This window comes from Streptomyces sp. NPDC028991, from assembly GCF_055564775.1.
The window spans coordinates 68,745-90,593 of sequence record NZ_JBVHVP010000002.1; the positions used below are offsets into that span (position 1 = coordinate 68,745).

Genomic DNA, 21,849 nt, shown 5'->3' on the forward strand with positions numbered 1-21,849 from the left:
AGGCGGGCTCGGGGCGGGGGACCGGCCTCGAGCACACGCGTGTCAGGTCCTGGCGGCGGCCGGGGCCGGTTCCTCGCGGCCGTGCGGCCGTCGGCGAGGAAGGGGCTTGAGCTGGGCGCGGGCGGTGTGGAGGGCGGTGGTGTACCCGGCAGGGCCGGAGCCGGCGGTGACGACCTCGCGTATCCCGCTCACGCGGTCGCCTCCGGCTTCTCCGGGGCGATCTCGGCGATCAGGCCCTCGACCAGGGCCTTGATCTCGTCGCGGATCGGACGGACGGCCTCGACGCCCTGGCCGGCCGGGTCATCGAGCTTCCAGTCCAGGTAGCGCTTGCCGGGGAAGACGGGGCAGGTGTCGCCGCAGCCCATGGTGACGCAGACGTCGGACTCGCGGACCGCGTCGACGGTGAGGATCTTCGGCGTCTCCGCGGAGATGTCGATGCCGGCCTCGGCCATGGCCTCGACGGCTGCCGTGTTGACCTGATCGCCGGGGGCGGAGCCGGCGGAGCGGACCTCGACGCGGTCTCCGGCCAGGTGGGTCAGCCAGGCGGCGGCCATCTGGGAGCGGCCGGCGTTGTGCACGCAGACGAACAGGACGGACGGCTTGTCGGCCATGATGATCGTTCTCTCTCGTCGCATGGCGGAACCCGGCCGCCAATGGCTTCAGCCCCCGCTGGTGTCAGCGAACGGTGATGTGACAGTATCAGCGCATGCTGACTTCAGTCGATCCTGATGTGATCCGGGTGCTGGGTGATCCGCTCCGCCTTCGGATCGTGACCCTGCTGGCGCGCGAGACGCTCTGCACGACGCACCTGGTCGAGGAGACCGGAGCCAAGCAGACCAACCTCTCCAACCATATGAAGGTGCTGCGCGAGGCCGGGATCGTGGAGACCGAGCCGTGTGGCCGCTACACCTACTACAGGCTCAGGCCCGAGGTCCTGTCCGGGCTCTCCGAGCGGTTCGCCGCGCTCGCCGCCTCCGCCCGCGACGCGGCCGAGAACAAGAGGTCCTGCCCGTGACCTCCACCGAGCCCACCACCACCTCCGCTCCGACCGGGGGCGGGGGCGACTCGATCGTCGGGAAACTCTCCACCCTCGACCGCTACCTGGCGGTGTGGATCCTGACCGCCATGGCCGTCGGTCTGGGCCTCGGACGGGCCATCCCAGGGCTGAACGACGCGCTGGCGAAGGTGGAGATCGGCGGGATCTCCCTGCCGATCGCCCTCGGACTGCTGATCATGATGTACCCGGTCCTGGCGAAGGTCCGCTACGACAGACTGGATGCCGTCACCGGCGACCGGAAGCTGATGGCCTCCTCCCTGGTCATCAACTGGATCATCGGACCCGCGGTCATGTTCGCCCTGGCGTGGATCTTTCTGCCGGATCTGCCCGAGTACCGCACGGGGCTGATCATCGTCGGCCTGGCCCGCTGCATCGCCATGGTGATCATCTGGAACGATCTCGCCTGCGGCGACCGCGAGGCCGCGGCCGTGCTCGTCGCGCTCAACTCGGTGTTCCAGGTTCTGGCGTTCGGTCTGCTGGGCTGGTTCTACCTCGACCTGCTGCCCGGCTGGCTCGGCCTGGGCGACGGCGAGCACCTGGACATCTCGATGTGGGAGATCGCCCTGAACGTGGTCATCTTCCTCGGCGTCCCGCTGCTGGCCGGCTTCCTGACCCGCCGGACCGGTGAGAAGAAGATGGGCCGCGAGAGTTACGAGCGGCGGTTCCTGCCGAAGATCGGGCCGTGGGCGCTGTACGGGCTGCTGTTCACGATCGTCGTCCTCTTCGCCCTGCAGGGCAGGACCATCACCTCCCAGCCCCTGGACGTCGCCCGGATCGCGCTGCCGCTGCTGGTCTACTTCGCGGTCATGTTCTTCGGCACCTTCCTGCTCGGCAAGGTCCTGGGTCTCGCCTACGACCGCACCACCACACTGGCGTTCACCGCGGCGGGCAACAACTTCGAGCTGGCCATCGCGGTCGCCATCGCCACCTTCGGCGTCACCTCCGGCCAGGCCCTCTCCGGCGTCGTCGGCCCGCTCATCGAAGTCCCGGTCCTGATCGGTCTGGTCCACGTCGCGCTCGCCTGGCGCAAGAAGTTCACCACCGGCGCGGTGACCACGGCCCCGTGACGCGGCACGTGGGCGTGCTGGTGGGCGTGCTGGGGGGGGGCGTGTTGGTGGGAGTGTTCGGGGCGCTGCCGTCCGCTCGGCTGTGGCGCCTGACCGCAGGTCCGGCTCGGGCCGTGGTCAGGCGCGCAGGTCGAGCATGGCGGCCATGGCCGCCACCACGGACGGGGCGACCTGGTAGTAGACCCAGGTGCCGCGCCGCTCGGAGGTCAGCAGGCCGGCCTCGCGCAGCTTCTTGAGGTGGTGGGAGACGGTCGGCTGGGAAACGCCGACGTCCGCGATGTCGCACACGCACGCCTCCCCGCCCGGGTGGGAGGCGATCTTGGAGAACAGGCGCAGACGCACGGGGTCCGACAGCGCCTTGAACATGGCGGCCATCTTCTCCGCGTCGGCTCGGGAAAGCTCCCCGGCGGTGATCGGCGGACAGCACGGCACGACGTCACCGTCCTGTAGGACGGGCAGTTCCACGGCCTCTGATTTCGACATGTGTCTATCTTGACACTCGTCGATGCGGGTGCCAAGCTCCGAGGCGTAGACGGATATCGACAGGCATCGAAGCAAGGAGCCGTCGTGACCACCGCCCTCCGCCCCATGCTCACCGCGTTCACCGCGTTCACCGCGTTCACCGCGCTCACCGCGCTCACCGCGGCTCGGGCCCGCCGCACCGCCCGTCGGCCGACGGGCGGTGCGGCGTCAGCTTCCGCGTCAGCTGCGCTCAGGTCAGCGACAGCGCCACCCGGGTGGCCGAACGCCGGCAGCACACCCAGCTGACCGCCTTGACCCACGCGCGCTGACCCCCTTCGCCTCTCAAGGAGACCGAGCATCATGAGCACCCAGCAGCTCCCCGTCGTCGTCATCGGAGCCGGCCCCGTCGGGCTCGCGGCCGCCACTCACCTCGTCGAGCGCGGCATCGAGCCCCTCGTCCTGGAAGCGGGAGACCGTGCCGGTGCGGCCGTGCGTGAATGGAGCCACGTGCGCCTCTTCTCCACCTGGGGCGAGGTCGTCGACCCGGCCGCCGAGAAGCTCCTCGCCCCCACGGGCTGGACGCGCCCCGATCCGGCGACGTATCCGTCCGGCGGAGACTGGGCCGAGCAGTACCTGCAGCCGCTCGCCGACGCCCTCGGCGACCGCGTCCGCACCGGCGTCACCGTCACCGGCGTCTCCCGGGCCGGGCGTGACCGGATCGTCGACGCCGACCGGGACCAGCAGCCGTTCGTCGTGCACGTCGAGTACGCCGACGGCCGTGAGGAGCGCCTCCTCGCCCGCGCCGTGATCGACGCCTCCGGCACCTGGACCACCCCGTCCCCGGCCGGCGGCAGCGGCCTGCCCGCGCTCGGCGAGAAGGCGGCGGCCGACCGGATCACCTACCGCGTGCCGGATCTGAAGGACCCGGCCGTCCGTGCCCGGTACGCGGGCAAGCGCACGGCCGTCATCGGCTCGGGTGCCTCCGCCTTCACCGTGCTCGCCCTCCTCGCCGACCTGTCCGAGTCCGAGGACGGCAAGGGCACGCACGCGGTGTGGGTCCTGCGCCGGGGCATCTCCGGCTCCACCTTCGGCGGCGGCACCGCCGACCAGCTGCCCGCCCGCGGCGCGCTCGGCCTGGCGGCGAAGGCCGCTGTCGACAAGGGCCACGCGGACGCGGTCACCGGCTTCCGCACCGAGGCCTTCGAACGCGACGGTGACGGACGGCTCGTGCTCCTCGGAGAGGACGGACGCCGTCTGGACGCGGTGGACGAGGTGATCGTGCTCACTGGGTTCCGCCCCGACCTGTCCTTCCTGGGCGAGCTGCGTCTGGGCCTCGACGAGCGCCTCCAGGCCCCGGTGGAACTCGCCCCGCTGATCGACCCCAACCAGCACTCCTGCGGCACCGTCTACCCGCACGGCCACCGCGAGCTCTCCCACCCCGAGAACGGCGTCTACCTGGTCGGCATGAAGTCCTACGGCCGCGCCCCGACCTTTCTCGCCATGACCGGCTACGAGCAGGTCCGCTCCGTCACCGCCGAGATCGCCGGCGACCTCGAAGCGGCCGACCGCGTCGAACTCACCCTCCCGGAGACGGGAGTGTGCGGTGGCGCGGGCCTGTTCGACACCCCCGACGCCCGGCAGACCGACGGCGGCGGCTGCTGCGCGGCGACGGAACCCCAGCTCGTACAGCTCTCACACGGCACCACGCCGCCCAACGCCACCGCCACTCCCGCCTGATGCTTCCAGGCGCCCCTGCGCCGTGCCGACGAGCCGGGACGGGAGTACGAGCCCGTGCCGCGCGACCGAGCCCAGGGGCGGTAGCGCCGCCCGAGGTTCACTGGCGGTCGTGCCGCCTCGGTGACGGCCCCAGGGACGCGGCGGGTACCTCAGGAGGTTCGTCCCGGTCGAGTGGGCCCCAGCGCCCAGGCTGTTCGGTGATGATGCGGGAGGCTTCCATGATCACCCGGTCGGCGATCCAGCCGAGGGGTTCGATCTCGGTCACCAGGGGCTCGTTGTCCGGTCCGCGGGCCGACTCGGAGCCGTGCAGGACCCACGGCCGGGTGCGGGGGGCCTTGACGCGCGGCAGGTGGCAGTAGTCGTACAGCCGACGGGCGACCCAGACGCGCACGGGTCGCTCACCCCACCAGCTCTCGAGGTCCAGAGGGCTGGCCGACAGCCCCGGCAGCTCGATTCCCGTCAGATCGTCCGTACTGCTCGCCTTCGGCAGGTCGCTCTCCGGCCCCCGGGACCAGCGCACGTAGAGGCCGCGTCGGCGGGTGATGAGCCGGGTGAGCTCATCGAGGCTGCCGAACGTCGGCAGATCGACGGTCTTGGACATGGTGCTGGTGGGCCGATGCCGGGGGCGGTCAGGTGGTCAGAAGGGAGTCGTCTTCGGTACGCGCTCCGGGCAGCCGGTGGCGGGCCGCGATGAGGGCGGCGTCGACGTCGCGGGTTCCGGTCGACACGCACAGCGTGTAAGAGACATCTTCCATACGCCGACGCGCCTCCTCCGTGCCGTCTTCGGCGTGCAGGGCACGCAGCGTCGTGTACTGCTCGATGAGGTTCTTCAGCACGACGGGGTGTGCCAAGAGCATCGGGAGCCTCCCTCGTCACCATCGCTCACTTGGGTCATACACCGACCCGTGTGCCCCGGGCGCAGGCCGCCAATCCGGTGCGTTCCCGTACCCGGCGGCCAGGAGGGCCGGGGGCCTATGTGGTGCTCAGTCGGTGGACAGGGCCTGGAGCAGGTCGCCGACCTCGGGGTCGGGCAGGGAGCGGGCTACGTCGGCCTGGGCGACCATGCCGACCAGGTCGTGCCCGTCGATCACCGGCAGCCGGCGCACCCTTGTTCCGTCATGGTGCACGGGATCTCCTCCACGTCGTCGTCGGCGCCGACGGCCACGGCCTCACCCTGGGCCGGCTCGCCCGGCGGCCGGGCAGGTCGCGGGTTCCTTGCCCGCGCCGAGGACCTTCACGACGACGCCCCGGCCGGTCAGTACGCTCGGCCCCGCCCGTCAAGACGTCTCGGTCCGTGGTCGGGGAGCACCGTCTTGACAACGGAAAAGGGCGAGGCCCGAAGACCTCGCCCGACCGCTACAAAGCCCCAGCTCAGGGCCACACCAGGCAGTAAGGCTGATGCCCCGCCTCATGCAGCCGGTGCGAGAAGTCCTGCCACTCGTGCAGCGATTGAACACGGCGGGGTGCTGACCTGGGGTTTCTCGGAGACGTGTGCGTTGACCTGTGGAAACGACCTTCGGTAGTTCTCACGGGTCAACGCCGTTTCCCGGCCTCATGTGCCCTGGATGTGCCCTCGCGGCTCACAGAGCCAGAGGCTTGGACAGTGGTATCGACCTCTGTTGCAGGCCCTCCAGCACGAGGTGAGGGACCACTTCGAGTGCCGTGTTCAGGGCGTACTCCAGAGCCGCAGCATCGGGAGACCGATCGATGTCGAGGGCATCGGTCCATTTGCGAGGCTGATAGCGCGCCAGCATGGAGAAGCTGTAGAGAAGCAGCCACCAGGACATCAACGGAGTCGGTGGCGCTTTGCTGGGCTCGAAAGCCGCCCGCAGGTAACGGTGCGCCCGGAAGCGGTAGACCGGGGCCCGGGCATCGAAGAACTCTTCGATGTCCACCTCTTGCATGTCGTTCTTGGGAGCTGGCCAACACAGATCGACGGAGAAGCACCCGGCCTTGATTTCCTCGAACGCCTCATCCTCATCGCCCCAGACTCGCGCGCTCTGGAGGCCCGCGTACTTGGCGATGAAGTCCTTGACCCACATCCCTCTGCCCGGCAGCGGGGGAGTGTCCTCGTGTACGAAGACAGTGGCGCGAACGTATCCCGTGGGTTCACGTGTGGTGTTGTCAAAACACCCGCCCAAGTCTCTGGCAGGCACATAGCTGCGTGCCAAAAGGTCGACTACGGGGGTGTGCTTCGATTCTTCGAGTGGGACCTCGACAAGTTCAGGGATCGAATTCCATATGGATCCGAGGCTGACTGCGTCGGCCGTGCGTTCCGACCCAGTGGCGCCGGAGACTGCCTGGAAGGCACCCACCCCCTCCGGCCTTACTGCGATGTCTGGGATGTCGCTTTTCATGTCCAGGATTTTCAGGCCGTGTTTGTCAAAGGTCCACGTCCCCTCCGAATGGGCGGCTGTTATCGCTAGTCCAGCTTGGACGAGGCCGTAGTACAAGTTGATGGGGCGAGTGGCGGGAGAGACGACTTCGGCCGCCTTCATCTGCTCCTCGAACTGTTGCAGAGCGGCGGAGAACGTTCTCCTCCTGGAGGCAGAACTCTTGAGGTGACTCTTGTCCGTCAGGCTCGTGCGGCAGTGTCGCAGCCCCAGCTGTATCGCTGTTGTCCCGTTCATGTATGCCCGCCTTCTTCCGTGAAGGACAGTGTGGCTGGTCGTGAGTCAGGAAGACGGGAAAATACGAAAGGGCGATCGGCTGACCAGGCCCCACGAGAGCGAGTACAGGCCGTGCCTGGCTCCCGAGTCGTCTCTCCTGCGCTACCTGCTGCCGGGCAGGGCATGCAGCTGAACGTGGAAGGCGACGGCGTAACCCGCCATCGAAGCCTTCCAGGGGGCGGCATCGGCGTGGGCGATCTCCTTCCACGCCGCAGCGTTGGCGGCGGCGAACGCCTCCTTGGCCTTCGCTGGTGCAGTGCGCCAAGAAGGGAGGCTGCTGGCGAAGGCGTCCGCCTCAACGAGCGTGTGTCCGGCTTCGAGGAGCCGCAGGATGAGGATGGCGGGATCGATCCAGGCTGCGCCGCGTGTGGGCCAAGCCCAGTCGATGATGTGGGCGCGGTCGTCCACGAGCACGTTGTGCGGGGCGAGGTCGGTGTGCAGGAGGGTGTAGCCAGAGAAGAGGGCGGCAGTTCCGGGCGGGGCGTAGGCGGCCCAGCGCTGTTCGGCGGCCTTGATGGGAACGTCCGTGGGAGCGGTGGTCTCCTGGAGTTCCGCAAGAGCGGCAGCAACGAGGGGCAGGTCTGGGGAGCCCGGGCTGTAATCGGCGTGCCGTCCCGGGAGGATTTCGTATCCGAGGAGGCCCCAGCCGGCCACCTCGATGTGCCAGTACAGGCGGGGGCAGGCACGGGGGAGGTGTGGGTTGATCGCGGCCTCTCGACGCTGGGCCGGGGCCTGTGGGTGGTCGGTGGGGATGCCCTTGACGAAGACTGGGCCGTGATCCGTGTCGAGGAACGCGGCGATGCCCGAGTTCAGCCCTCCGCCGGCGGTGCGGGCGGCGTGGACGGGGCCCGCCTTGTCGGCGATGGCCTGGCGTGCCTCCACGGGAAGGTCGTGGAAGTGGCGGCGGATCATGGACACGGCGCGGTTCCTCGGAGAAGACGATGGGCTGCCCCGGCCAGCGTACGGCCGGGGCAGCGCGCCGGAGCGGAGCCCCGGTCTAGTAGGGCTGGTCGTCGCCGGCCGAGCAGCTGCACCCGGCGGACTCGGCGACGTCGACGTCCAGGTCGCCGATGATCCGGAACGTGCCCTCAGGGACCGGGGGCGCGGAGATGGGCACGGGCAGGGTGCCGGTGGCCTCTGTGGGCGGGCGCAGGCCGATGGTGACCGGGACCGGTGCGGGCCGGGTCAGGGTGGCGCTGGTGGGAGTCATGTTCCGTAACCTCCGTGTTGGCAGTAGAGCGATCGGTTGTCCCCCGCCTCCTGGTGGAGCTTGGCCAGCGGTCGGCATGTCCTGCAGGTGCCGACCTTCGAGCAGCCGGAGCATCCACCGGTGCGGAGCTGGAGGGACTCGGCGATGCCGCCGAGTCGGGGGAGGGCGGTCAGACCCTCGGTCATGAGGTTCACGCCGGGGTCGCGGCCGATCTTGCAGACCGAGGCGATGCCGTGCGGGTCCACGTGGAAGAAGGTGTGGCCGGCGTTGCAGCCGGTGAAGACACGGCGGGCGCGGACGTACTTCTGGGCCTGTGAGACGAGCGGCTTCGCCTCTCCGTCGATCGTCGGGGACATGTTCGTGAAGACCTGGTACGGGAAGCCCCAGCGGTCTTCCACCAGGCGGACCATGTCGTCCACCTCGTGGGCGTTCTCCTCGGCGACGATGATGTTGATTCGCACGGGCAGGCCCGCCGCACGGGAGGCGTCCAGGCCGCGGCTGAAGCGGTCGAAGGCGCCGCGGTTGCGGGTGACGGCGTCGTAGGTCTCCCCGGTCGCCCCGTAGAGGCTCACCGTCAGGCGGTAGGGCCGCAGGCGGGCGAACAGCTCCTGCATCCTCACTTTGTGGAGCTGGCTGCCGTTCGTCGATACCTGGATCATCATCCCGAGCCCGGTGGCGTATTCGTACGCGGCGGCGAACTGCGGGTCGATCAGTGCCTCGCCGCCGGTGATCTGGAGCCACAGGACACCGGCGTCTCGCAGCATCGTGAGCAGGCGCGTCTTGTCGTCCCAGTCCAGACCCTCGAACCGTTTCTCGCCGAGGTAGCAGAAGCCGCAGTCGTGGTCACAGCCGAGGTTGATCTCCCATGACGCCTTCGCGTACCCGTGGGTGGAGCGTTCGCGGGCGAGGAGGGTGTCCCGCAGTGGCCCGGCGGGCAGGGGCATCTGCCATGCGGCGGTGGCCGCCTCGGCGAGCCAGGCCGGGGCCGACCGGTCCTCGGTGACCGCTGTGCGCAGTTCCTCGAAGCGGGACTCGGGGATGGCCACTCCCTTGGCGTGACCGGGCCGGAGGAGGAGGTACTGGCCCAGGAACGGACTCGCGATCAGTTGGTGCACGTTGCCTCCATGTCGTCTGGCAGGGGGTGGGGCGGGTCCGTGCAGAGTGGAGTCGGGGGAACTCCTCGGACCCGCCCCGCTCACCGGCCACCTGTCCTTCGGCTGGCCGGCCGGTGAGGCTGGAAAGCCCCGACGCGGGGATCTACGAGGCAGTGGCCAGATCGTTGAGCAGCTCGTCGAGGCCGACGACGCTGAACGACTGGAGGCGACGAACCAACTGCGAGGCGAGGAACGTCCCGATGTTCGGGTGGCCGTACGGCAACGGCGCATCCGGCTGCGCGATGACCTTCACACCGCCCTCGTCCCGGCCGTACAGAGTGCCGTGCACGCCGTACAGGGGTGCGCTCCTGGCCAGGAACAGCGTCGGGTCGTCTTCCAGGTGCGGACAAAGCCTCGCGGCGGCACGGGTGTGCCTGCGGCACACCGGAGGTTGATTGGTGAGGATGCTCGGCCGACTTGGATCGTGATCCCGAGGGCCGGCGAGAAAGATGTAGCCGAGGGGTGTGCGGGCTGGACGCGTGCAGACCTGGCAGGTGAGCGTCTGCATGCACACCATCTGCCGGTGGGGGTGCATCAGCTTCCACTGCGGCTCACCGGAGATCCGGCCTTCGGCGTCGACAGGGTTCCACCCGCACCGGGCCCGGAGCACGCCCCGCGGGTCTCGGTCCCGGGGGTCTTCGTCCGCGTAGTACAGCCGCGGACCGGAGGAGTGCCGCGTGATGACGAGGTTGTCCGGCGCCGCGTCCTCCCCTTCCCTCTGGGTGATGTACGGGATCAGGGAGAGGTTCTTGTCTCTCGATTCGACGGCCCGCGGGTTGTACGTGAGGCGGAGAGGCGGGAAGGTCACGGCGCCTCCGTAAGGCACTGGTGGGCCACCATGCGTTCGAGGAGTTCGTCGAGCATCCACGCCATGCGCCGGATGTGTCCGACGGCCCGGCGGTGGTCGGTGGGTACTTCCTCGGTCCGGATGGTGCGCCCGCGCTCGATGAGGTCGGCCACTTGCTCGTCCTGCTCGGCCACCTTGGAGACCACGGCGAGGTGGCCGAGTCGCATCAGGTGGCCACGGAGACGCTGCGCGTGCTCGTCGACCTCGTGTTCGGTGGGCGTGTAGTCGTCCAGGACGGCTGCCACGTCATCGAGCAGTAGCCCGTCGACAAACGGCGCCCAGCGCTGAACCGCCTCCAAGACCTGCCTCAAGCCAGCCTCGGTGAAGGGCGGTACGGCGGCTCGCACGGGATGGGACCAACCGGGGCGGAGGGCGGTGGCCGTCATCGCCCCGTCTCCCCTGGCACGGCGAGGCGGAGCCGGTAGGTACCTCGTACGAGGACGGGCACGGTGATCTCCTCTGCGTGAAGTCGGCGAACCGGACGCCCCTGGAAGGGCCGACCGTCGGCTTCGAGGCTCTCGTCGCGGTAGTGGCGTTTCCACGCCGCCGCTACGCCGTCTCCCCGCCGTCTGGACGGCGGAGAAGCGCCGGTCGGACGGCGTGGAAACGCGTTCGGGACAGGACGAACCTGGGTCACGCCCGTTCGTACGACCGGAAGAGTGACCGCGATGCTGAACGACTCAAACCCGGCGAGCCATCGTCCGCACACGCACTGGATGCCCCTGGCCGGTCGATGCGAGCCGCTCGCCCCGGCCCGTGACCGGGTTCGCACGGTGCTGGCCGACGTCGCCCCCTGCGTGGACGACGCGGTGCTGGTCGTATCCGAGCTGGTGGGCAACGCCGTGCGACACACGACTGCCGGCCCCGACTGTCTGACCATCGAAATCGACAGGGATCAGGTCGTCGTCGCGGTCCACGACCCGGAGCCTGACGACGGTCGTGTGCACCTGTCGGAGACGGCTGCTGATCCGCTTGCCGAGTCCGGCCGTGGGCTGTGGCTGGTGCAGACGCTGGCATGTCGGTGGTACGTGGAGACCACCGCCGTCGGCAAGGCGGTCGTTGCCGTCCTGCCGCGCGGGAAAACGGCAGTCAGCCGAGCGGCAGGCTCTTGACGACGTCCCACCGATAGGCGCGGTCCTCGCGTCGCAACTCCACCAACTGCGCTTCCTGGACGTGCAGATCGACTGGCGCGAGGCCACGGAGTGGGGTGACGGCCTCGATGACTGGGGCGGCGCGGCGGGGCCGGTTGTTGTAGGCCAGGCTCAGGTGCGGGCGGAACAGCGCGGTCGGCTTGCGGGGAGCCAGCCCCAGCAGAGCCATGGACTCGCTGAGGGCCGCGTGCAGCGCCAGTACCGGGCCCCAAGGGGCGACCGTCAGGCGTACGGCTCCCCGAGAACCCGCGAGCGGGACCGCCCGCAGGCGGAAGGCCGCAGGGAGAAGCGGGGCCGCCGTGCTGATGACGTCATCGAGACGGCTCAGCGGCAGCGCTGCGGCGGAACCGACGCGTGTGAGCGTGATGTGCAACCCGTCGTCGGGGACAGCATCCAGGCCGAGCGGCGCGAGGTGCTGCTGGCAGCGAAGAGCGAGGTCGGCCAGTGCTGGGCTGCCGGGGAAGGTGAGCATCCAGTAGTACGCCCGGGTGTGTGCCGTCCAGCCGGGTCGGTCCCAGTGATCGACCATGGTCTCCACGGCGTCGAAGGCGGCCTGGTCGTGCGCCGCGATCACCGCCGGGTCACTCAGGTCGGCCGGCGGGTGGGCAGGGAAGGCTGCGGGATCGGCGCTGAGCTGGATGTGCGGCCAAGACACCCGGCGAACTCCTTCGTGATCGCCCCGCCTCGGCAGGCGGGAGCTGACGGCCCCAGACGCGGAGCTGTTCGTCATACTCGCGCACCGCCGGCCGGGACCGCCAAGGGGCTGCTCGCTCGTACAGGTCCCGAGAGCGTTGCAGCACCGAGCTGATCGGCAGCGGGCTGGCCAGAGTGATCGCCTGTTGCCCGAGGGACATGGCGTGCTCCACGTCGGGTGCTCGCTGTTGAAGCACCGCGGTGGCCACGTCGAGGCGGACCAGCGAGCGGCTCCACGCGGACTCGGACTTCTCGACCAGGTCGTCGAGGTCTTCGGCGTCCCGCAGCACGTGCCGGGTGTCCTGCAGAGCGACACGGGCGGTCAGCGCATTGGCCAGGGTGCGGGCCCGCCCATACGGCAAGAAGGAGATGCAGGAGGTCAGGCCGGGGGTCACGTCATGCCGGTCGGAGAGCTCCAGCGCCCGCCCGATGGCCCGCTCGGCCTGGTTCCGGTCACAGAGCTTGCCGAGCGCCCGGGCCCGGCCGTTGACCAGCAGCCGGATGGCTTGCGGGTGGTTCGGCGCCCGGTCCACCGCGGCGGCGGCCCGCGCGTCGGCCTCGTCGTAACGGCCTGAGTAGTACGCCGCGAAGGACTGGGTGCCGCAGGCCCACATCTCGGTGTCGAGATCGCCGATCGCCCGGCTCAGTTCCAGTGCTTCGGCGCAGTACGCCTCAGCCAGGGGAAACGCGCCGGTGTTCACCGCCATGTAGCCGAGCAGCCCGCCGGCACGTGCGGTGATCCGGAACAGTTCCCTGCGTGCGGACGGAGGTTGCTGACCGGCGAGCAGGGTGTGCCCCATGCCGCGCAGGCTCTTCGTCTGTCCCCACAGGCCGTCCGGCCCATCCTTCTCGTACCGCTCGGTGATCGCCTCGATCCGGGAGGCGAGAAAGGACAGAGTGGTCTGGTCGACGTTGCCGCAGGCCAGCTGGCGGGCTCGGGCGACGATCTCCGCCGGGTCGTCATCGTGGGCGGTCGGGCCGGCCTGGGGAGAAAGTGGAACGTCCGCCGGTAGTGGCTCTGGGGCAGTCGGCCGTTGAGCCGAGGCCGAAGCGAACAGGTCGCGGGCAGCCCTGCCCAGCAGCTCCTCCAGAATGCGGCACGTGTCGGGGCGGGGAAGCTGCTTCAGTTCCCCACTCATCCACCGGTCGAACTGTCGCGAAGAGACCGCGACCGAGGTCAGCCGAGGGTCGCCCGCCTCCTCGGCCAGGTTCCGGGCCGCGCGGGAGAACTGCACCTCGAACGCCGTGTAAGTCGTGAGGTGGCGCTCTTCGAGTAACTGCCGAAGCAGCGTGTTCCGGGGCATGGAAGACCTCCCAACACGTCGGCGGAACCAGGGGCTCCTCGGCGAACGGCACGCACGCCGGACCGTGCGGCGTACGGGATGTCCTACGCAAGAGTGCCGACGCAAAGCGCAATTAGGCAATATGTCTGGCCAAGTTGGCCCGTTCGGGTTGTCCGCCGACGGGCGGATGGACAGACTGCTTCCATGGCACTGAAGAGGCTGGTCCCTCAGTCGGTCTACCGACGCCAGCTCGCCACACGGCTGCGCGAGTTACGGGAGGCGTCCGGCCTGACCCTCACCGAGGTGTCGGAGCAGATCGAAGTCAACCAGGGGTCTCTCAGCCGGATCGAGACCGGCGAGCGCGGTACCACCCCGGTACTGGTTCGCGCTCTCCTCGACTGCTACGCCGTCACGGACACCGAGCTGCGAGACGACATCCTGGACTTGGTGCGTGCCGATAAGGAACAGCAGAAGCCCTGGTGGCGCAAGTACTCCACGGTTCTCACCCCGACCCGCTACGACGGTTACCTCGCCCTGGAGGCAGGTGCCGTCGCGCTGGCCAACTACCAGCCCTTGCTCGTTCCCGGCCTGCTTCAGACGGAGGACTACGCTCGCGCTGTCATCGCCCAGATGCGTCCTGATCTCGGTGACGATCAGGTGGACGCTCTGGTCAAGGTACGCATGGAGCGCCAGGAAAGCTGCTTGTCCAGTGAGCGCCCCGCCGAACTGCGGGCCGTCCTGGACGAAGCCGTCCTCCACCGCGTCATCGGCTCACCCACCGTGATGCGCCAGCAGTTCGCGCGCCTGGTCCAGGTCGGCGAACAACCGAACGTCACCATCCAGCTCCTCCCGTTCACCCTCGGCGCCCATCCGGGCCTGTACGGCCCCTTCGTCATCCTCACCTTCCCCCAACCCACAGCTCCGCTGGTCTGGCTGGAGAACCCCAACAACTCCGTGTATCTGGAGTCCCAAAGCGACGTCCAGAACTACACGGACACCTTCGACCAGCTCAGTGCCTCCGCCCTCAGCCCGGCCGAGACCCTTACCCGCCTCATCCGCACTGCCGAGGAGCTCGAACCTTGAGCACGATTCCACCCCGCCGCCCCCGCTCCGAGGAACTGCACAACGCGCACTGGCGCAGGAGCTCCTACAGCGGAGGCGCCAACGACTGCGTCGAGATCGCCGACCTCGGTGCGTATGCGGCGGTGCGCGATTCCAAGGCCCCCGACCTCCCACCTGTGATCCTCAGCCGTTCCGCCCTGGGCGATCTGCTGGACCGATACGCCGACGGTGAGGCTTGCATCGGCTGAGGCACTGCCCGAGCCGCACATGCGCCCGTTTCAGCCGCTGACTAGGAGCGCCCGCGTGAGCAATCAGTCCGACAAGCCGTTCCTCCAGATCGTGGTCTGCGCGGCTGGGGTTGCAGCCGACATCGGCCGGCTGATCACGGCAGCGCACGAGCGGCACTGGGATGTCGGCGTCGTCGCCACCCCGCAAGGGCTCGGCTTCCTTGACGCGGAAGCAGTCGAGATCCAGACCGGCCGCCTCATTCGCTCGGCCTGGCGGTCACCGGGGGAGCCGCGCCCGAGCCGAGCTGCGGATGCGATCGCGGTCGCCCCGGCGACCTTCAACACGGTCAACAAGTGGGCCGCCGGGATCTCGGACAACCTGGCGCTGGGCATCCTGTGCGAGGCGCCCGCCATGGGCGTTCCGGTCGCCATGTTGCCGTACCTGAACTCCGCCCAGGCCGCCCATCCTGCATACCGTAGGAGTCTGGACCTGCTGCGCGAAATGGGTGTCCTGATCGGTTCCTACGAGCCTCACCGGCCGAAGGCAGGCGGTGGGGCCGACCGCTACCGCTGGGAGGAAGTGCTGGAGCTGCTTGCCCCGAGGTTGCCCGCGCGGTCGTGATCAGCGACGACGTGCTCGCGGCGGCGGGGGCGAGACGGTGCTTGCCTCGTGGACCGGAGTGCTGGGTGTCCCATCGGGCCGCACTGTCCTGCGGGCCTGTGCTGCACGGGCGCGTGTGTTGGGCGTCGGCCGGACCACGTCCACGTCAGACTCGGTCGCGCGGTTCTGCAGCCGCCCGAGCGCCGCGAGACGACCCAGCAGAAGGTAGAGGCCCCCGGTGAAGTGGGACGAAGTGACCCTCGTCATCCTCGCCGCGTCCGGCTGCGTCACGCTACTGCTGGCGCAGATCAGCGAGGTGCTCGCGAGGCTGCCACAAATCATCCGCGCGTGGCTTCACGTTGCGGACGTACACGCACCGGCAATGTGATCGATTATGCCTTCACCGAGGCGGAGCCCCAAGGACACCGGCGAAGCTCAGGGCACATCAGTGCTCTAGCCCTAACCCATGTGCCCTGGCGGCCTGACGCCCCCTCCCGGCAAACGACGAGAGCGGGACCCGAAGGCCCCGCCCAACCCGCAAGAAACCCCAGCTCAGGGCCACACTAGGCAATAAGGCTGATGCCCCGCCTCATGCAACCGATGGCTGAAGTCCTGCCACTCGTGCAGCAACTGGTACACGTTGAACGCGTCCCTCGGCCCGCCCCGGTCCGGGACCGTCGACCAGATGAAGGCGGCCGCGCCGACCGCCTCCTCGCCGATACCGCGCAGGGGGTCGACGACGGTCATCGGGAGCTTCACGACCGCGTAGTCGGGGTGCAGGACGACGAGTTCCAGGGGCGGGACCTTGTGCAGGGGGACGCCCTCGATGCCGGTGAGGACCATGGCGGCCATGGTCTCCGGCTTGATCTTGGTGAACATGCCGTTCATCCCGAGCTCGTCGCCGCCGAGTTCCTCGGGGCGCATCGAGATCGGGACGCGGGCCGCGGTCGCGCCGTCGGGCGCGCCGAAGTACTTGTAGGTCACCCCCACCCGACCACCATTCCCGCTCCCCGCCCCCAGCCGGTCGGCCCGCCTCTCGAGCCGGTCGGACTCGCTCGGTGTGCCGTGTGCCTGACGTGCTTCGGTCGCTTCCTCCGCGTCGCGTCGGTGTCTTCCCCGCCGGGCACGTCGAGGACCCAGGTCGTCGGTCCCCTCGCCCAGTCCGCCACCGCGATGCATATCTCCACCCGACTGCTTTTCTAGGACGCGTGGCCCCCGCCGCGCAACCCGATCATCGTGTCAGTGACCTCCCCCACGGCCGCTCGCCGAAACGTGCGGTGAAACATATGTCCGTCATATGTCGTCGGGCGGCCGGCAGCCCCTCTCCGCGCCGCCCGCGTGAGCTGCGTGGATGGGCTCCAGTCTGGCAGACGGTACGGCGATCGGGGCGGTTGTCTACCCTGATGAGGTCACCCTGGGCAACCAGAGGTCGGGCGGGGCCCGAAAGGGCCCGAGCAGAGTCCGATACGTCGGAGAAGGTCGAGAAGGTCGGAGAAGTCGCAGGCATGAGCGAACTGGCATATCCATACGAAGCACCGGCCTCGCAGGCTCTGTTCGACCGCGCGGCGGCCGTCACGCCGGGCGGCGTGAACTCCCCGGTGCGGGCCTTCCGGGCCGTGGGCGGCACGCCCCGGTTCATGGTGTCCGGCACCGGGCCGTACCTGACCGACGCCGACGGCCGGGAGTACGTCGACCTCGTCTGCTCCTGGGGGCCGATGATCCTCGGGCACGCCCACCCCGAGGTGATCGCCGCCGTGCAGGACGCGGTCGCGCGCGGGACGTCGTTCGGCACGCCCGCCGAGGGTGAGGTCGCCCTCGCGGAGGCGATGGTCGAGCGGGTCGCGCCGCTGGAGCGGGTGCGGCTCGTGTCGAGTGGGACCGAGGCGACCATGTCGGCCATCCGGCTCGCCCGCGGGTTCACGCGGCGCACCAAGGTGATCAAGTTCGCCGGGTGCTACCACGGCCACGTCGACTCGCTGCTCGCCGCCGCGGGCTCCGGCGTCGCCACCTTCGCGCTGCCCGACACCCCCGGCGTCACCGGCGCCCAGGCGAGCGACACGATCGTGCTGCCGTACAACGACCTCGACGCCGTGCACGCCGCCTTCGCCGCCCACCCCGGCGAGATCGCCTGCGTGATCACGGAGGCGTCGCCCGGCAACATGGGCGTCGTGCCGCCGCTGCCCGGGTTCAACCAGGGGCTGAAGGACGCGTGCGCGGCGGGCGGCGCGCTGTTCGTGTCCGACGAGGTCATGACCGGGTTCCGGACCAGCCGCGCCGGGTGGTACGGGGTGGAGGGTATCGTTCCCGACCTCATGACCTTCGGCAAGGTCATGGGCGGTGGGTTCCCCGCCGCCGCGTTCGGCGGGCGCGCGGACGTCATGGCGCACCTCGCCCCCGCCGGGCCCGTCTACCAGGCCGGCACCCTCTCCGGGAACCCCGTCGCCACCGCCGCCGGCCTCGCGCAGCTGCGGCTCCTCGACGACGCGGCGTACGACAAGGTCAACGCCGTGTCGGAGCGGATCCAGGGGCTGGTCACCGAGGCGCTGAGCAAGGAGGGCGTCGCGCACACGCTGCAGACCGCCTCCAACATGTTCTCCGTCTTCTTCACCGACGGGCCGGTGCGGAACTACGAGGACGCCAGGGCGCAGGAGTCCTTCCGGTTCACCGCCTTCTTCCACTCGCTGCTGGAGAACGGCGTCTACCTGCCGCCGTCCTCCTTCGAGTCCTGGTTCGTGTCCACCGCCCACGACGAGCGGGCTGTCCAGCGCATCGCCGACGCCCTCCCGGCGGCGGCCCGCGCGGCTGCGGAGGCGACCGCGTGAGCCACGACACCGACCAGGAGCTGACCGTCGTCCACGTGATGCGGCACGGCGAGGTGGACAACCCCACCGGCGTCCTCTACGGCCGGCTGCCCGGCTACCACCTCTCCGAGCTGGGCCGGCGCATGGCCGACCGGGTCGCCGAGCACCTCGCCCCCCGTGATGTGAGGTATGTCGTGGCCTCCCCGCTGGAGCGGGCGCAGGAGACGGCCACGCCGATCGCCAAGGCGCACGGGCTCGACCTCGCCACCGACGCGCGGCTCATCGAGGCCGGCAACGTCTTCCAGGGCAAGACCTTCGGCATCGGTGACGGGGCGCTGCGCCGGCCCGCCAACTGGAGGCACGTGGTCAACCCGTTCAAGCCGTCCTGGGGCGAGCCGTACGTCGATCAGGTCGTCCGCATGATGGGCGCGCTGGACGCGGCCAGGGACCGGGCGCGGGGCCACGAGGCCGTGGTCGTCAGCCACCAGCTGCCGATCTGGACGCTGCGGTCGTACGTCGAGCGGCGGCGGCTGTGGCACGACCCGCGCAAGCGGCAGTGCACGCTGGCGTCCCTGACGACGTTCACGTACCGGGGCGACCGCATCGTCTCCGTCGGCTACACCGAGCCAGCCCGCGACCTGGTTCCGGCCCACCTCCTCGCCGGCGCCAAGCCGGTCAAGGGGCAGGGCAAGGCGTACGGGGCCTGAAGACGGCCGAACGGCGGCCCGACCGGTCGCTGTGCCGGCGGCTCGACCGGTGGTTGTGCCGGCGGTCAGGCCGGTGGTCGTGTCGGCGGCTCGACCGGTCGCTGTGCCGGCGGTCCGGCCGGCAGCCGTATGACCAACCTCGCGGTATGTGACCCTCGTTACGGAATCCGCACAAATATCCGGAACCCGCACGTTCGTCACGTCCTCTGACTGGGTGACCACCAGAGGACGCGACGAACGAGGTTGCGATGCGCACTTCCACCCGCACTCTCACCCGCAGGGGGATGCTCGGACTCGGCGCGGGCGCCGCGGCCGCGGTCGGGCTCGCGGGCTGCGGTTCCGGCTCTTCCGGCTCCCACACATCGTCGGACGGCACCCGCGAGGGCGGCGGTTCCGGGCAGCCCTCGCCTTCCGGCAGCAGCAAGGCACCGGCCCGGCCCATCGGCGACGGCTCCACGTCGTATACCGGCAAGCAGCCGCACCAGCCGGCGGCGCCCGTGCCGCTGGAGCCCGGCGAGACGCCGCCGCAGTTCGTCGTCTTCTCCTGGGACGGGGCGGGGGAGGTCGGCAACGGGCTCTTCCCGCGCTTCCTCGACCTCGCCCGGGAGCACGGTGCGCACATGACCTTCTTCCTCTCGGGCCTGTATCTGCTGCCCGAGTCGAAGAAGCGTCTGTACGAGCCGCCGAACAACCCGCGCGGCGCCTCCGATATCGGCTACCTCACCGACGCCCACATCAAGGACACGCTCGAGAACGTCCGCCGGGCCTGGCTGGACGGGCACGAGATCGGCACTCACTTCAACGGGCACTTCTGCGGCGGCAGCGGCTCGGTCGGGAACTGGACGCCGGCACAGTGGCGCAGCGAGATCGACCAGGCGAAGTCCTTCGTGAAGGAGTGGCGGACCAACACCGGCTGGAGCGACCTGCCGTCCCTGCCCTTCGACTACGACAAGGAACTCGTCGGCGGCCGCACGCCCTGTCTGCTCGGCCAGGACAACCTGCTGCCCACCGCCCGGGAACTCGGCTGGCGCTACGACGCCTCCTCGCCCGGTGGCCGTCAGGTCTGGCCGGCGAAGAAGGACGGCATCTGGGACCTGCCGTTGCAGCAGATACCTTTCCCCGGACACTCCTTCGAAGTGCTGTCCATGGACTACAACATCCTCGCCAACCAGTCGGTCAACTCGACCAAGGCGCCCGCCCACAACTACCCCGGCTGGCGCGAGCAGGCCACCAAGGCCTACATATCGGGCTTCAAGCGGGCATACGAGTCGAACCGGGCGCCCTTCTTCGTCGGCAACCACTTCGAGGAGTGGAACGGCGGCATCTACATGGACGCGGTCGAGGACGCGCTCAAGCACATCGCGCGGGAGAGGGAGAAGGGCGAGGACATCCGGCTCGTCTCCTTCCGCCAGTTCACCGACTGGCTGGACGTGCAGAAGCCGGAGGTGCTGGCGAGGCTCCGGACCATCGAGGTGGGGCAGCAGCCGGCCGGCGGCTGGAAGGCCTTCCTGAAGGAGGCACCGGCTTCCTCCGGAAACGCCGCCTGAAATGCGGGTTTCCGCCCGCGAGGGGGGTGCGAAAGATCCCCGGAACGGACATGCGAAACTTTTCACATGAGTGCCGCCAGCCGCGCCCCCCTGCGCTCGAACCGCTCGGACCGCTCGAACCGCCCGGACCGCTCGGACCGCATGCCGAACCGCTCGCTCCGGACCGGCAGCACCGTCCGCGTCCGTCGCCGTGCCGCCCTGACCGCCGGCGCCGTCGCGGTCGCGCTGCTCGCCACCGCCTGCGGCTCCGGCGGCACCTCGGGCGGCGGCGGCAACACCGGCTTCGTCACCGGCGCGGACGGCATCTCCACAGTCGACAAGGGTGAGCGGGCCGACGCCCCCGACCTGTCCGGCAAGACGGTCGACGGGGGGCAGCTCGACGTCGACGACTACAAGGGCAAGGTCGTCGTGCTCAACGTGTGGGGCTCCTGGTGCCCGCCGTGCCGCGCCGAGGCCAAGAACTTCGAGAAGGTCTACCAGGACGTCAAGGACCAGGGCGTCCAGTTCGTCGGCATCAACACCCGCGACACCTCCACCGGCCCGGCCCGCGCCTTCGAGGAGGAGTTCGGGGTCAGCTACCCGAGCCTGTACGACCCGACCGGCAAGCTGATGCTCCGCTTCGAGAAGGGCACGCTCAACCCGCAGGCCATCCCCTCGACGCTGATCATCGACCGGGAGGGGAAGGTCGCCGCGCGCACCCTCCAGGCGCTGAGCGAGGAGAAGCTCCGCAAGATGCTCGAGCCTTTCCTCAACGACGAGTCAGCCGGGTCCGCCGCCATGTCCGGCGAGTCGGAGAAGTGACGTGAGCGCACTGTCCACGCTCGCCGTGGCGGGCACCAACGGCACCGTGCTCAACGGCGCCCTGCTGGTGGCCCTGCCCATCGCGCTGCTCGGCGGCCTCGTCTCCTTCTTCTCGCCCTGCGTCCTGCCGCTCGTCCCCGGCTACCTCTCCTACGTGACCGGCGTCACCGGCACCGACCTCGAAGAGGCCCGGCGCGGCCGGATGGTCGCGGGCGCGTCGCTCTTCGTCCTCGGCTTCACCGCCGTGTTCGTCTCCAGCGGCGCGCTGTTCGGCTACTTCGGCCAGACGCTCCAGGAGAGCCAGAGCGTCCTGACCAAGGTGCTGGGCGTGTTCATGATCCTCATGGGCGTCTTCTTCATGGGCCTGATGCCCTGGCTCACCCAGCGCGAGTTCCGCTTCCACAAGAAGCCCGTGAACGGCCTGATCGGTGCCCCCGTGCTGGGCGCGCTGTTCGGCATCGGCTGGACGCCCTGCATCGGCCCGACCCTCGCGTCCGTCCTGGCGCTCTCCGCCGACCAGGGCACCGCCGGCCGCGGCGCCATACTGACCGTCGCCTACTGCGTCGGCCTGGGCGTGCCCTTCGTCCTCGCCGCGGTCGCCTTCCGCAAGGCGCTCGGCGCCTTCGGCTGGATCAAGCGCCACTATGTCTGGGTGATGCGGGTCGGCGGCGTCATGATGATCGCGACCGGGCTGCTGCTGCTGACCGGCGTGTGGGACAGCATCGTGCAGGACATGCAGACCTGGTCCAACGGCTTCACTGTAGGGATCTGAC

Annotated in this window: 28 protein-coding genes and 1 pseudogene; 14 read left to right on the forward strand and 15 right to left on the reverse strand. The window is 69.6% G+C overall.

Features of this window, described 5'->3' with window-relative positions; translation table 11 throughout:
* Window positions 1–42: 42 nt before the first annotated feature.
* Both ACZ4V1_RS04325 and ACZ4V1_RS04330 read right to left on the reverse strand, forming a co-directional pair.
* Window positions 43–192, reverse strand: a complete 150-nt coding sequence (locus ACZ4V1_RS04325) for a hypothetical protein (RefSeq protein WP_468329154.1) — start codon at window positions 190–192, stop codon at window positions 43–45.
* Window positions 189–611: an arsenate reductase ArsC gene (locus tag ACZ4V1_RS04330; protein WP_468330879.1), complete on the reverse strand. Its 423-nt coding sequence runs from the start codon at window positions 609–611 to the stop codon at window positions 189–191. Before ACZ4V1_RS04330 ends, ACZ4V1_RS04325 begins: the two co-directional genes overlap by 4 nt.
* Before the next feature lie 95 nt (window positions 612–706).
* Here ACZ4V1_RS04330 and ACZ4V1_RS04335 point away from each other — a divergent pair, with 95 nt between their 5' ends.
* Window positions 707–1,015 carry an ArsR/SmtB family transcription factor gene (locus ACZ4V1_RS04335; RefSeq protein ID WP_468329157.1) on the forward strand — a complete coding sequence of 103 codons (309 nt, stop codon included), beginning with the start codon at window positions 707–709 and terminating at the stop codon, window positions 1,013–1,015.
* Window positions 1,012–2,124, forward strand: coding sequence for an ACR3 family arsenite efflux transporter (gene arsB, locus ACZ4V1_RS04340; RefSeq protein ID WP_468329160.1), 1,113 nt, complete (start codon window positions 1,012–1,014; stop codon window positions 2,122–2,124). The genes ACZ4V1_RS04335 and arsB overlap by 4 nt, the downstream gene beginning before the upstream one ends.
* A gap of 117 nt (window positions 2,125–2,241) precedes the next feature.
* Here arsB and ACZ4V1_RS04345 read toward each other — a convergent pair whose 3' ends face one another.
* A complete protein-coding gene (locus ACZ4V1_RS04345) occupies window positions 2,242–2,607 on the reverse strand; it encodes an ArsR/SmtB family transcription factor (RefSeq protein ID WP_468329163.1) in 366 nt (121 codons plus the stop codon).
* A gap of 84 nt (window positions 2,608–2,691) precedes the next feature.
* On the opposite strand from ACZ4V1_RS04345, the gene ACZ4V1_RS04350 reads away from it, so the two are divergent.
* Both ACZ4V1_RS04350 and ACZ4V1_RS04355 read left to right on the forward strand, forming a co-directional pair.
* A complete protein-coding gene (locus ACZ4V1_RS04350) occupies window positions 2,692–2,892 on the forward strand; it encodes a hypothetical protein (RefSeq protein WP_468329166.1) in 201 nt (66 codons plus the stop codon).
* A gap of 54 nt (window positions 2,893–2,946) precedes the next feature.
* Entirely contained in the window at window positions 2,947–4,323 is a 1,377-nt protein-coding gene (locus ACZ4V1_RS04355) for an NAD(P)-binding domain-containing protein (RefSeq protein ID WP_468329169.1), read from the forward strand.
* Window positions 4,324–4,420: 97 nt separating this feature from the next.
* Here ACZ4V1_RS04355 and ACZ4V1_RS04360 read toward each other — a convergent pair whose 3' ends face one another.
* The 9 genes and pseudogenes from ACZ4V1_RS04360 to ACZ4V1_RS04400 all read right to left on the reverse strand — a co-directional run bounded on the left by ACZ4V1_RS04360 (window position 4,421) and on the right by ACZ4V1_RS04400 (window position 10,514).
* Window positions 4,421–4,924, reverse strand: coding sequence for a DUF6098 family protein (locus ACZ4V1_RS04360; RefSeq protein ID WP_468329172.1), 504 nt, complete (start codon window positions 4,922–4,924; stop codon window positions 4,421–4,423).
* Between the two features lie 28 nt (window positions 4,925–4,952).
* Window positions 4,953–5,180, reverse strand: coding sequence for a DUF5133 domain-containing protein (locus ACZ4V1_RS04365; protein WP_468329175.1), 228 nt, complete (start codon window positions 5,178–5,180; stop codon window positions 4,953–4,955).
* Window positions 5,181–5,306: 126 nt separating this feature from the next.
* A pseudogene (locus ACZ4V1_RS04370) lies at window positions 5,307–5,585 on the reverse strand (CBS domain-containing protein); the annotation flags it as partial.
* A gap of 318 nt (window positions 5,586–5,903) precedes the next feature.
* Entirely contained in the window at window positions 5,904–6,953 is a 1,050-nt protein-coding gene (locus tag ACZ4V1_RS04375; RefSeq protein WP_468329178.1) for a YaaC family protein, read from the reverse strand.
* Between the two features lie 141 nt (window positions 6,954–7,094).
* The gene (locus ACZ4V1_RS04380; RefSeq protein ID WP_468330881.1) at window positions 7,095–7,904 is read right to left on the reverse strand and encodes a protein kinase family protein; all 810 of its coding nucleotides are present in this window, start codon (window positions 7,902–7,904) and stop codon (window positions 7,095–7,097) included.
* Window positions 7,905–7,989: 85 nt separating this feature from the next.
* Window positions 7,990–8,202: a hypothetical protein gene (locus tag ACZ4V1_RS04385; protein ID WP_107479957.1), complete on the reverse strand. Its 213-nt coding sequence runs from the start codon at window positions 8,200–8,202 to the stop codon at window positions 7,990–7,992.
* Window positions 8,199–9,317, reverse strand: a complete 1,119-nt coding sequence (locus tag ACZ4V1_RS04390) for a radical SAM protein (RefSeq protein WP_468329181.1) — start codon at window positions 9,315–9,317, stop codon at window positions 8,199–8,201. Before ACZ4V1_RS04390 ends, ACZ4V1_RS04385 begins: the two co-directional genes overlap by 4 nt.
* Window positions 9,318–9,459: 142 nt before the next feature.
* Entirely contained in the window at window positions 9,460–10,164 is a 705-nt protein-coding gene (locus tag ACZ4V1_RS04395) for a hypothetical protein (protein WP_468329184.1), read from the reverse strand.
* Window positions 10,161–10,514: a DUF6415 family natural product biosynthesis protein gene (locus ACZ4V1_RS04400; RefSeq protein ID WP_468329186.1), complete on the reverse strand. Its 354-nt coding sequence runs from the start codon at window positions 10,512–10,514 to the stop codon at window positions 10,161–10,163. The genes ACZ4V1_RS04395 and ACZ4V1_RS04400 overlap by 4 nt, the downstream gene beginning before the upstream one ends.
* Window positions 10,515–10,871: 357 nt before the next feature.
* Here ACZ4V1_RS04400 and ACZ4V1_RS04405 point away from each other — a divergent pair, with 357 nt between their 5' ends.
* Window positions 10,872–11,315, forward strand: coding sequence for an ATP-binding protein (locus ACZ4V1_RS04405; RefSeq protein ID WP_468330884.1), 444 nt, complete (start codon window positions 10,872–10,874; stop codon window positions 11,313–11,315).
* Here ACZ4V1_RS04405 and ACZ4V1_RS04410 read toward each other — a convergent pair.
* Both ACZ4V1_RS04410 and ACZ4V1_RS04415 read right to left on the reverse strand, forming a co-directional pair.
* Complete coding sequence (locus ACZ4V1_RS04410) at window positions 11,293–12,009, reverse strand: 2'-5' RNA ligase family protein (protein WP_468329189.1); 717 nt, start codon at window positions 12,007–12,009, stop codon at window positions 11,293–11,295. The genes ACZ4V1_RS04405 and ACZ4V1_RS04410 overlap by 23 nt on opposite strands.
* Window positions 11,936–13,351 (reverse strand): hypothetical protein, encoded by a 1,416-nt coding sequence (locus ACZ4V1_RS04415; protein WP_468329192.1) that lies wholly within the window; start codon window positions 13,349–13,351, stop codon window positions 11,936–11,938. Before ACZ4V1_RS04415 ends, ACZ4V1_RS04410 begins: the two co-directional genes overlap by 74 nt.
* A gap of 183 nt (window positions 13,352–13,534) precedes the next feature.
* Here ACZ4V1_RS04415 and ACZ4V1_RS04420 point away from each other — a divergent pair, with 183 nt between their 5' ends.
* From ACZ4V1_RS04420 to ACZ4V1_RS04435, 4 genes are all read left to right on the forward strand, one after another.
* Window positions 13,535–14,413, forward strand: a complete 879-nt coding sequence (locus ACZ4V1_RS04420; RefSeq protein ID WP_468329195.1) for a helix-turn-helix domain-containing protein — start codon at window positions 13,535–13,537, stop codon at window positions 14,411–14,413.
* Window positions 14,410–14,640 (forward strand): DUF397 domain-containing protein, encoded by a 231-nt coding sequence (locus ACZ4V1_RS04425; RefSeq protein ID WP_468329198.1) that lies wholly within the window; start codon window positions 14,410–14,412, stop codon window positions 14,638–14,640. The genes ACZ4V1_RS04420 and ACZ4V1_RS04425 overlap by 4 nt, the downstream gene beginning before the upstream one ends.
* Window positions 14,641–14,695: 55 nt before the next feature.
* Complete coding sequence (locus tag ACZ4V1_RS04430; RefSeq protein ID WP_468329201.1) at window positions 14,696–15,241, forward strand: flavoprotein; 546 nt, start codon at window positions 14,696–14,698, stop codon at window positions 15,239–15,241.
* Window positions 15,242–15,458: 217 nt separating this feature from the next.
* Window positions 15,459–15,608, forward strand: coding sequence for a hypothetical protein (locus ACZ4V1_RS04435; RefSeq protein WP_468329204.1), 150 nt, complete (start codon window positions 15,459–15,461; stop codon window positions 15,606–15,608).
* 164 nt (window positions 15,609–15,772) lie between these two features.
* On the opposite strand, the gene ACZ4V1_RS04440 is transcribed toward ACZ4V1_RS04435, so the two are convergent.
* Complete coding sequence (locus ACZ4V1_RS04440) at window positions 15,773–16,399, reverse strand: hypothetical protein (RefSeq protein ID WP_468329207.1); 627 nt, start codon at window positions 16,397–16,399, stop codon at window positions 15,773–15,775.
* 326 nt (window positions 16,400–16,725) lie between these two features.
* Between ACZ4V1_RS04440 and hemL the strand changes: the two genes are divergently transcribed.
* The 5 genes from hemL to ACZ4V1_RS04465 all read left to right on the forward strand — a co-directional run bounded on the left by hemL (window position 16,726) and on the right by ACZ4V1_RS04465 (window position 21,848).
* Window positions 16,726–18,042 carry a glutamate-1-semialdehyde 2,1-aminomutase gene (hemL, locus tag ACZ4V1_RS04445; protein WP_468329210.1) on the forward strand — a complete coding sequence of 439 codons (1,317 nt, stop codon included), beginning with the start codon at window positions 16,726–16,728 and terminating at the stop codon, window positions 18,040–18,042.
* Window positions 18,043–18,080: 38 nt separating this feature from the next.
* Window positions 18,081–18,728, forward strand: a complete 648-nt coding sequence (locus ACZ4V1_RS04450) for a histidine phosphatase family protein (protein WP_468330887.1) — start codon at window positions 18,081–18,083, stop codon at window positions 18,726–18,728.
* Between the two features lie 248 nt (window positions 18,729–18,976).
* Window positions 18,977–20,275 carry a polysaccharide deacetylase family protein gene (locus ACZ4V1_RS04455; protein WP_468329213.1) on the forward strand — a complete coding sequence of 433 codons (1,299 nt, stop codon included), beginning with the start codon at window positions 18,977–18,979 and terminating at the stop codon, window positions 20,273–20,275.
* Window positions 20,276–20,341: 66 nt separating this feature from the next.
* On the forward strand, window positions 20,342–21,076 hold the full coding sequence (locus tag ACZ4V1_RS04460; protein ID WP_468329216.1) for a TlpA family protein disulfide reductase: 735 nt from the start codon (window positions 20,342–20,344) through the stop codon (window positions 21,074–21,076).
* Between the two features lies 1 nt (window position 21,077).
* Entirely contained in the window at window positions 21,078–21,848 is a 771-nt protein-coding gene (locus ACZ4V1_RS04465) for a cytochrome c biogenesis CcdA family protein (protein ID WP_468329219.1), read from the forward strand.
* Window position 21,849 lies beyond the last annotated feature (1 nt).

What these genes read in the sequence shown, in the direction of transcription:
- ACZ4V1_RS04330 (WP_468330879.1), bottom strand. Translation starts at nt 611, where the DNA reads ATGGCCGACAAGCCGTCCGTCCTGTTCGTCTGCGTGCACAACGCCGGC.
- ACZ4V1_RS04335 (WP_468329157.1), top strand. Translation starts at nt 707, where the DNA reads ATGCTGACTTCAGTCGATCCTGATGTGATCCGGGTGCTGGGTGATCCG.
- ACZ4V1_RS04345 (WP_468329163.1), bottom strand. Translation starts at nt 2,607, where the DNA reads ATGTCGAAATCAGAGGCCGTGGAACTGCCCGTCCTACAGGACGGTGAC.
- ACZ4V1_RS04355 (WP_468329169.1), top strand. Translation starts at nt 2,947, where the DNA reads ATGAGCACCCAGCAGCTCCCCGTCGTCGTCATCGGAGCCGGCCCCGTC.
- ACZ4V1_RS04360 (WP_468329172.1), bottom strand. Translation starts at nt 4,924, where the DNA reads ATGTCCAAGACCGTCGATCTGCCGACGTTCGGCAGCCTCGATGAGCTC.
- ACZ4V1_RS04365 (WP_468329175.1), bottom strand. Translation starts at nt 5,180, where the DNA reads ATGCTCTTGGCACACCCCGTCGTGCTGAAGAACCTCATCGAGCAGTAC.
- ACZ4V1_RS04375 (WP_468329178.1), bottom strand. Translation starts at nt 6,953, where the DNA reads ATGAACGGGACAACAGCGATACAGCTGGGGCTGCGACACTGCCGCACG.
- ACZ4V1_RS04380 (WP_468330881.1), bottom strand. Translation starts at nt 7,904, where the DNA reads ATGATCCGCCGCCACTTCCACGACCTTCCCGTGGAGGCACGCCAGGCC.
- ACZ4V1_RS04385 (WP_107479957.1), bottom strand. Translation starts at nt 8,202, where the DNA reads ATGACTCCCACCAGCGCCACCCTGACCCGGCCCGCACCGGTCCCGGTC.
- ACZ4V1_RS04405 (WP_468330884.1), top strand. Translation starts at nt 10,872, where the DNA reads ATGCTGAACGACTCAAACCCGGCGAGCCATCGTCCGCACACGCACTGG.
- ACZ4V1_RS04415 (WP_468329192.1), bottom strand. Translation starts at nt 13,351, where the DNA reads ATGCCCCGGAACACGCTGCTTCGGCAGTTACTCGAAGAGCGCCACCTC.
- ACZ4V1_RS04420 (WP_468329195.1), top strand. Translation starts at nt 13,535, where the DNA reads ATGGCACTGAAGAGGCTGGTCCCTCAGTCGGTCTACCGACGCCAGCTC.
- ACZ4V1_RS04440 (WP_468329207.1), bottom strand. Translation starts at nt 16,399, where the DNA reads ATGCATCGCGGTGGCGGACTGGGCGAGGGGACCGACGACCTGGGTCCT.
- hemL (WP_468329210.1), top strand. Translation starts at nt 16,726, where the DNA reads ATGAGCGAACTGGCATATCCATACGAAGCACCGGCCTCGCAGGCTCTG.
- ACZ4V1_RS04450 (WP_468330887.1), top strand. Translation starts at nt 18,081, where the DNA reads ATGCGGCACGGCGAGGTGGACAACCCCACCGGCGTCCTCTACGGCCGG.
- ACZ4V1_RS04455 (WP_468329213.1), top strand. Translation starts at nt 18,977, where the DNA reads ATGCGCACTTCCACCCGCACTCTCACCCGCAGGGGGATGCTCGGACTC.
- ACZ4V1_RS04460 (WP_468329216.1), top strand. Translation starts at nt 20,342, where the DNA reads ATGAGTGCCGCCAGCCGCGCCCCCCTGCGCTCGAACCGCTCGGACCGC.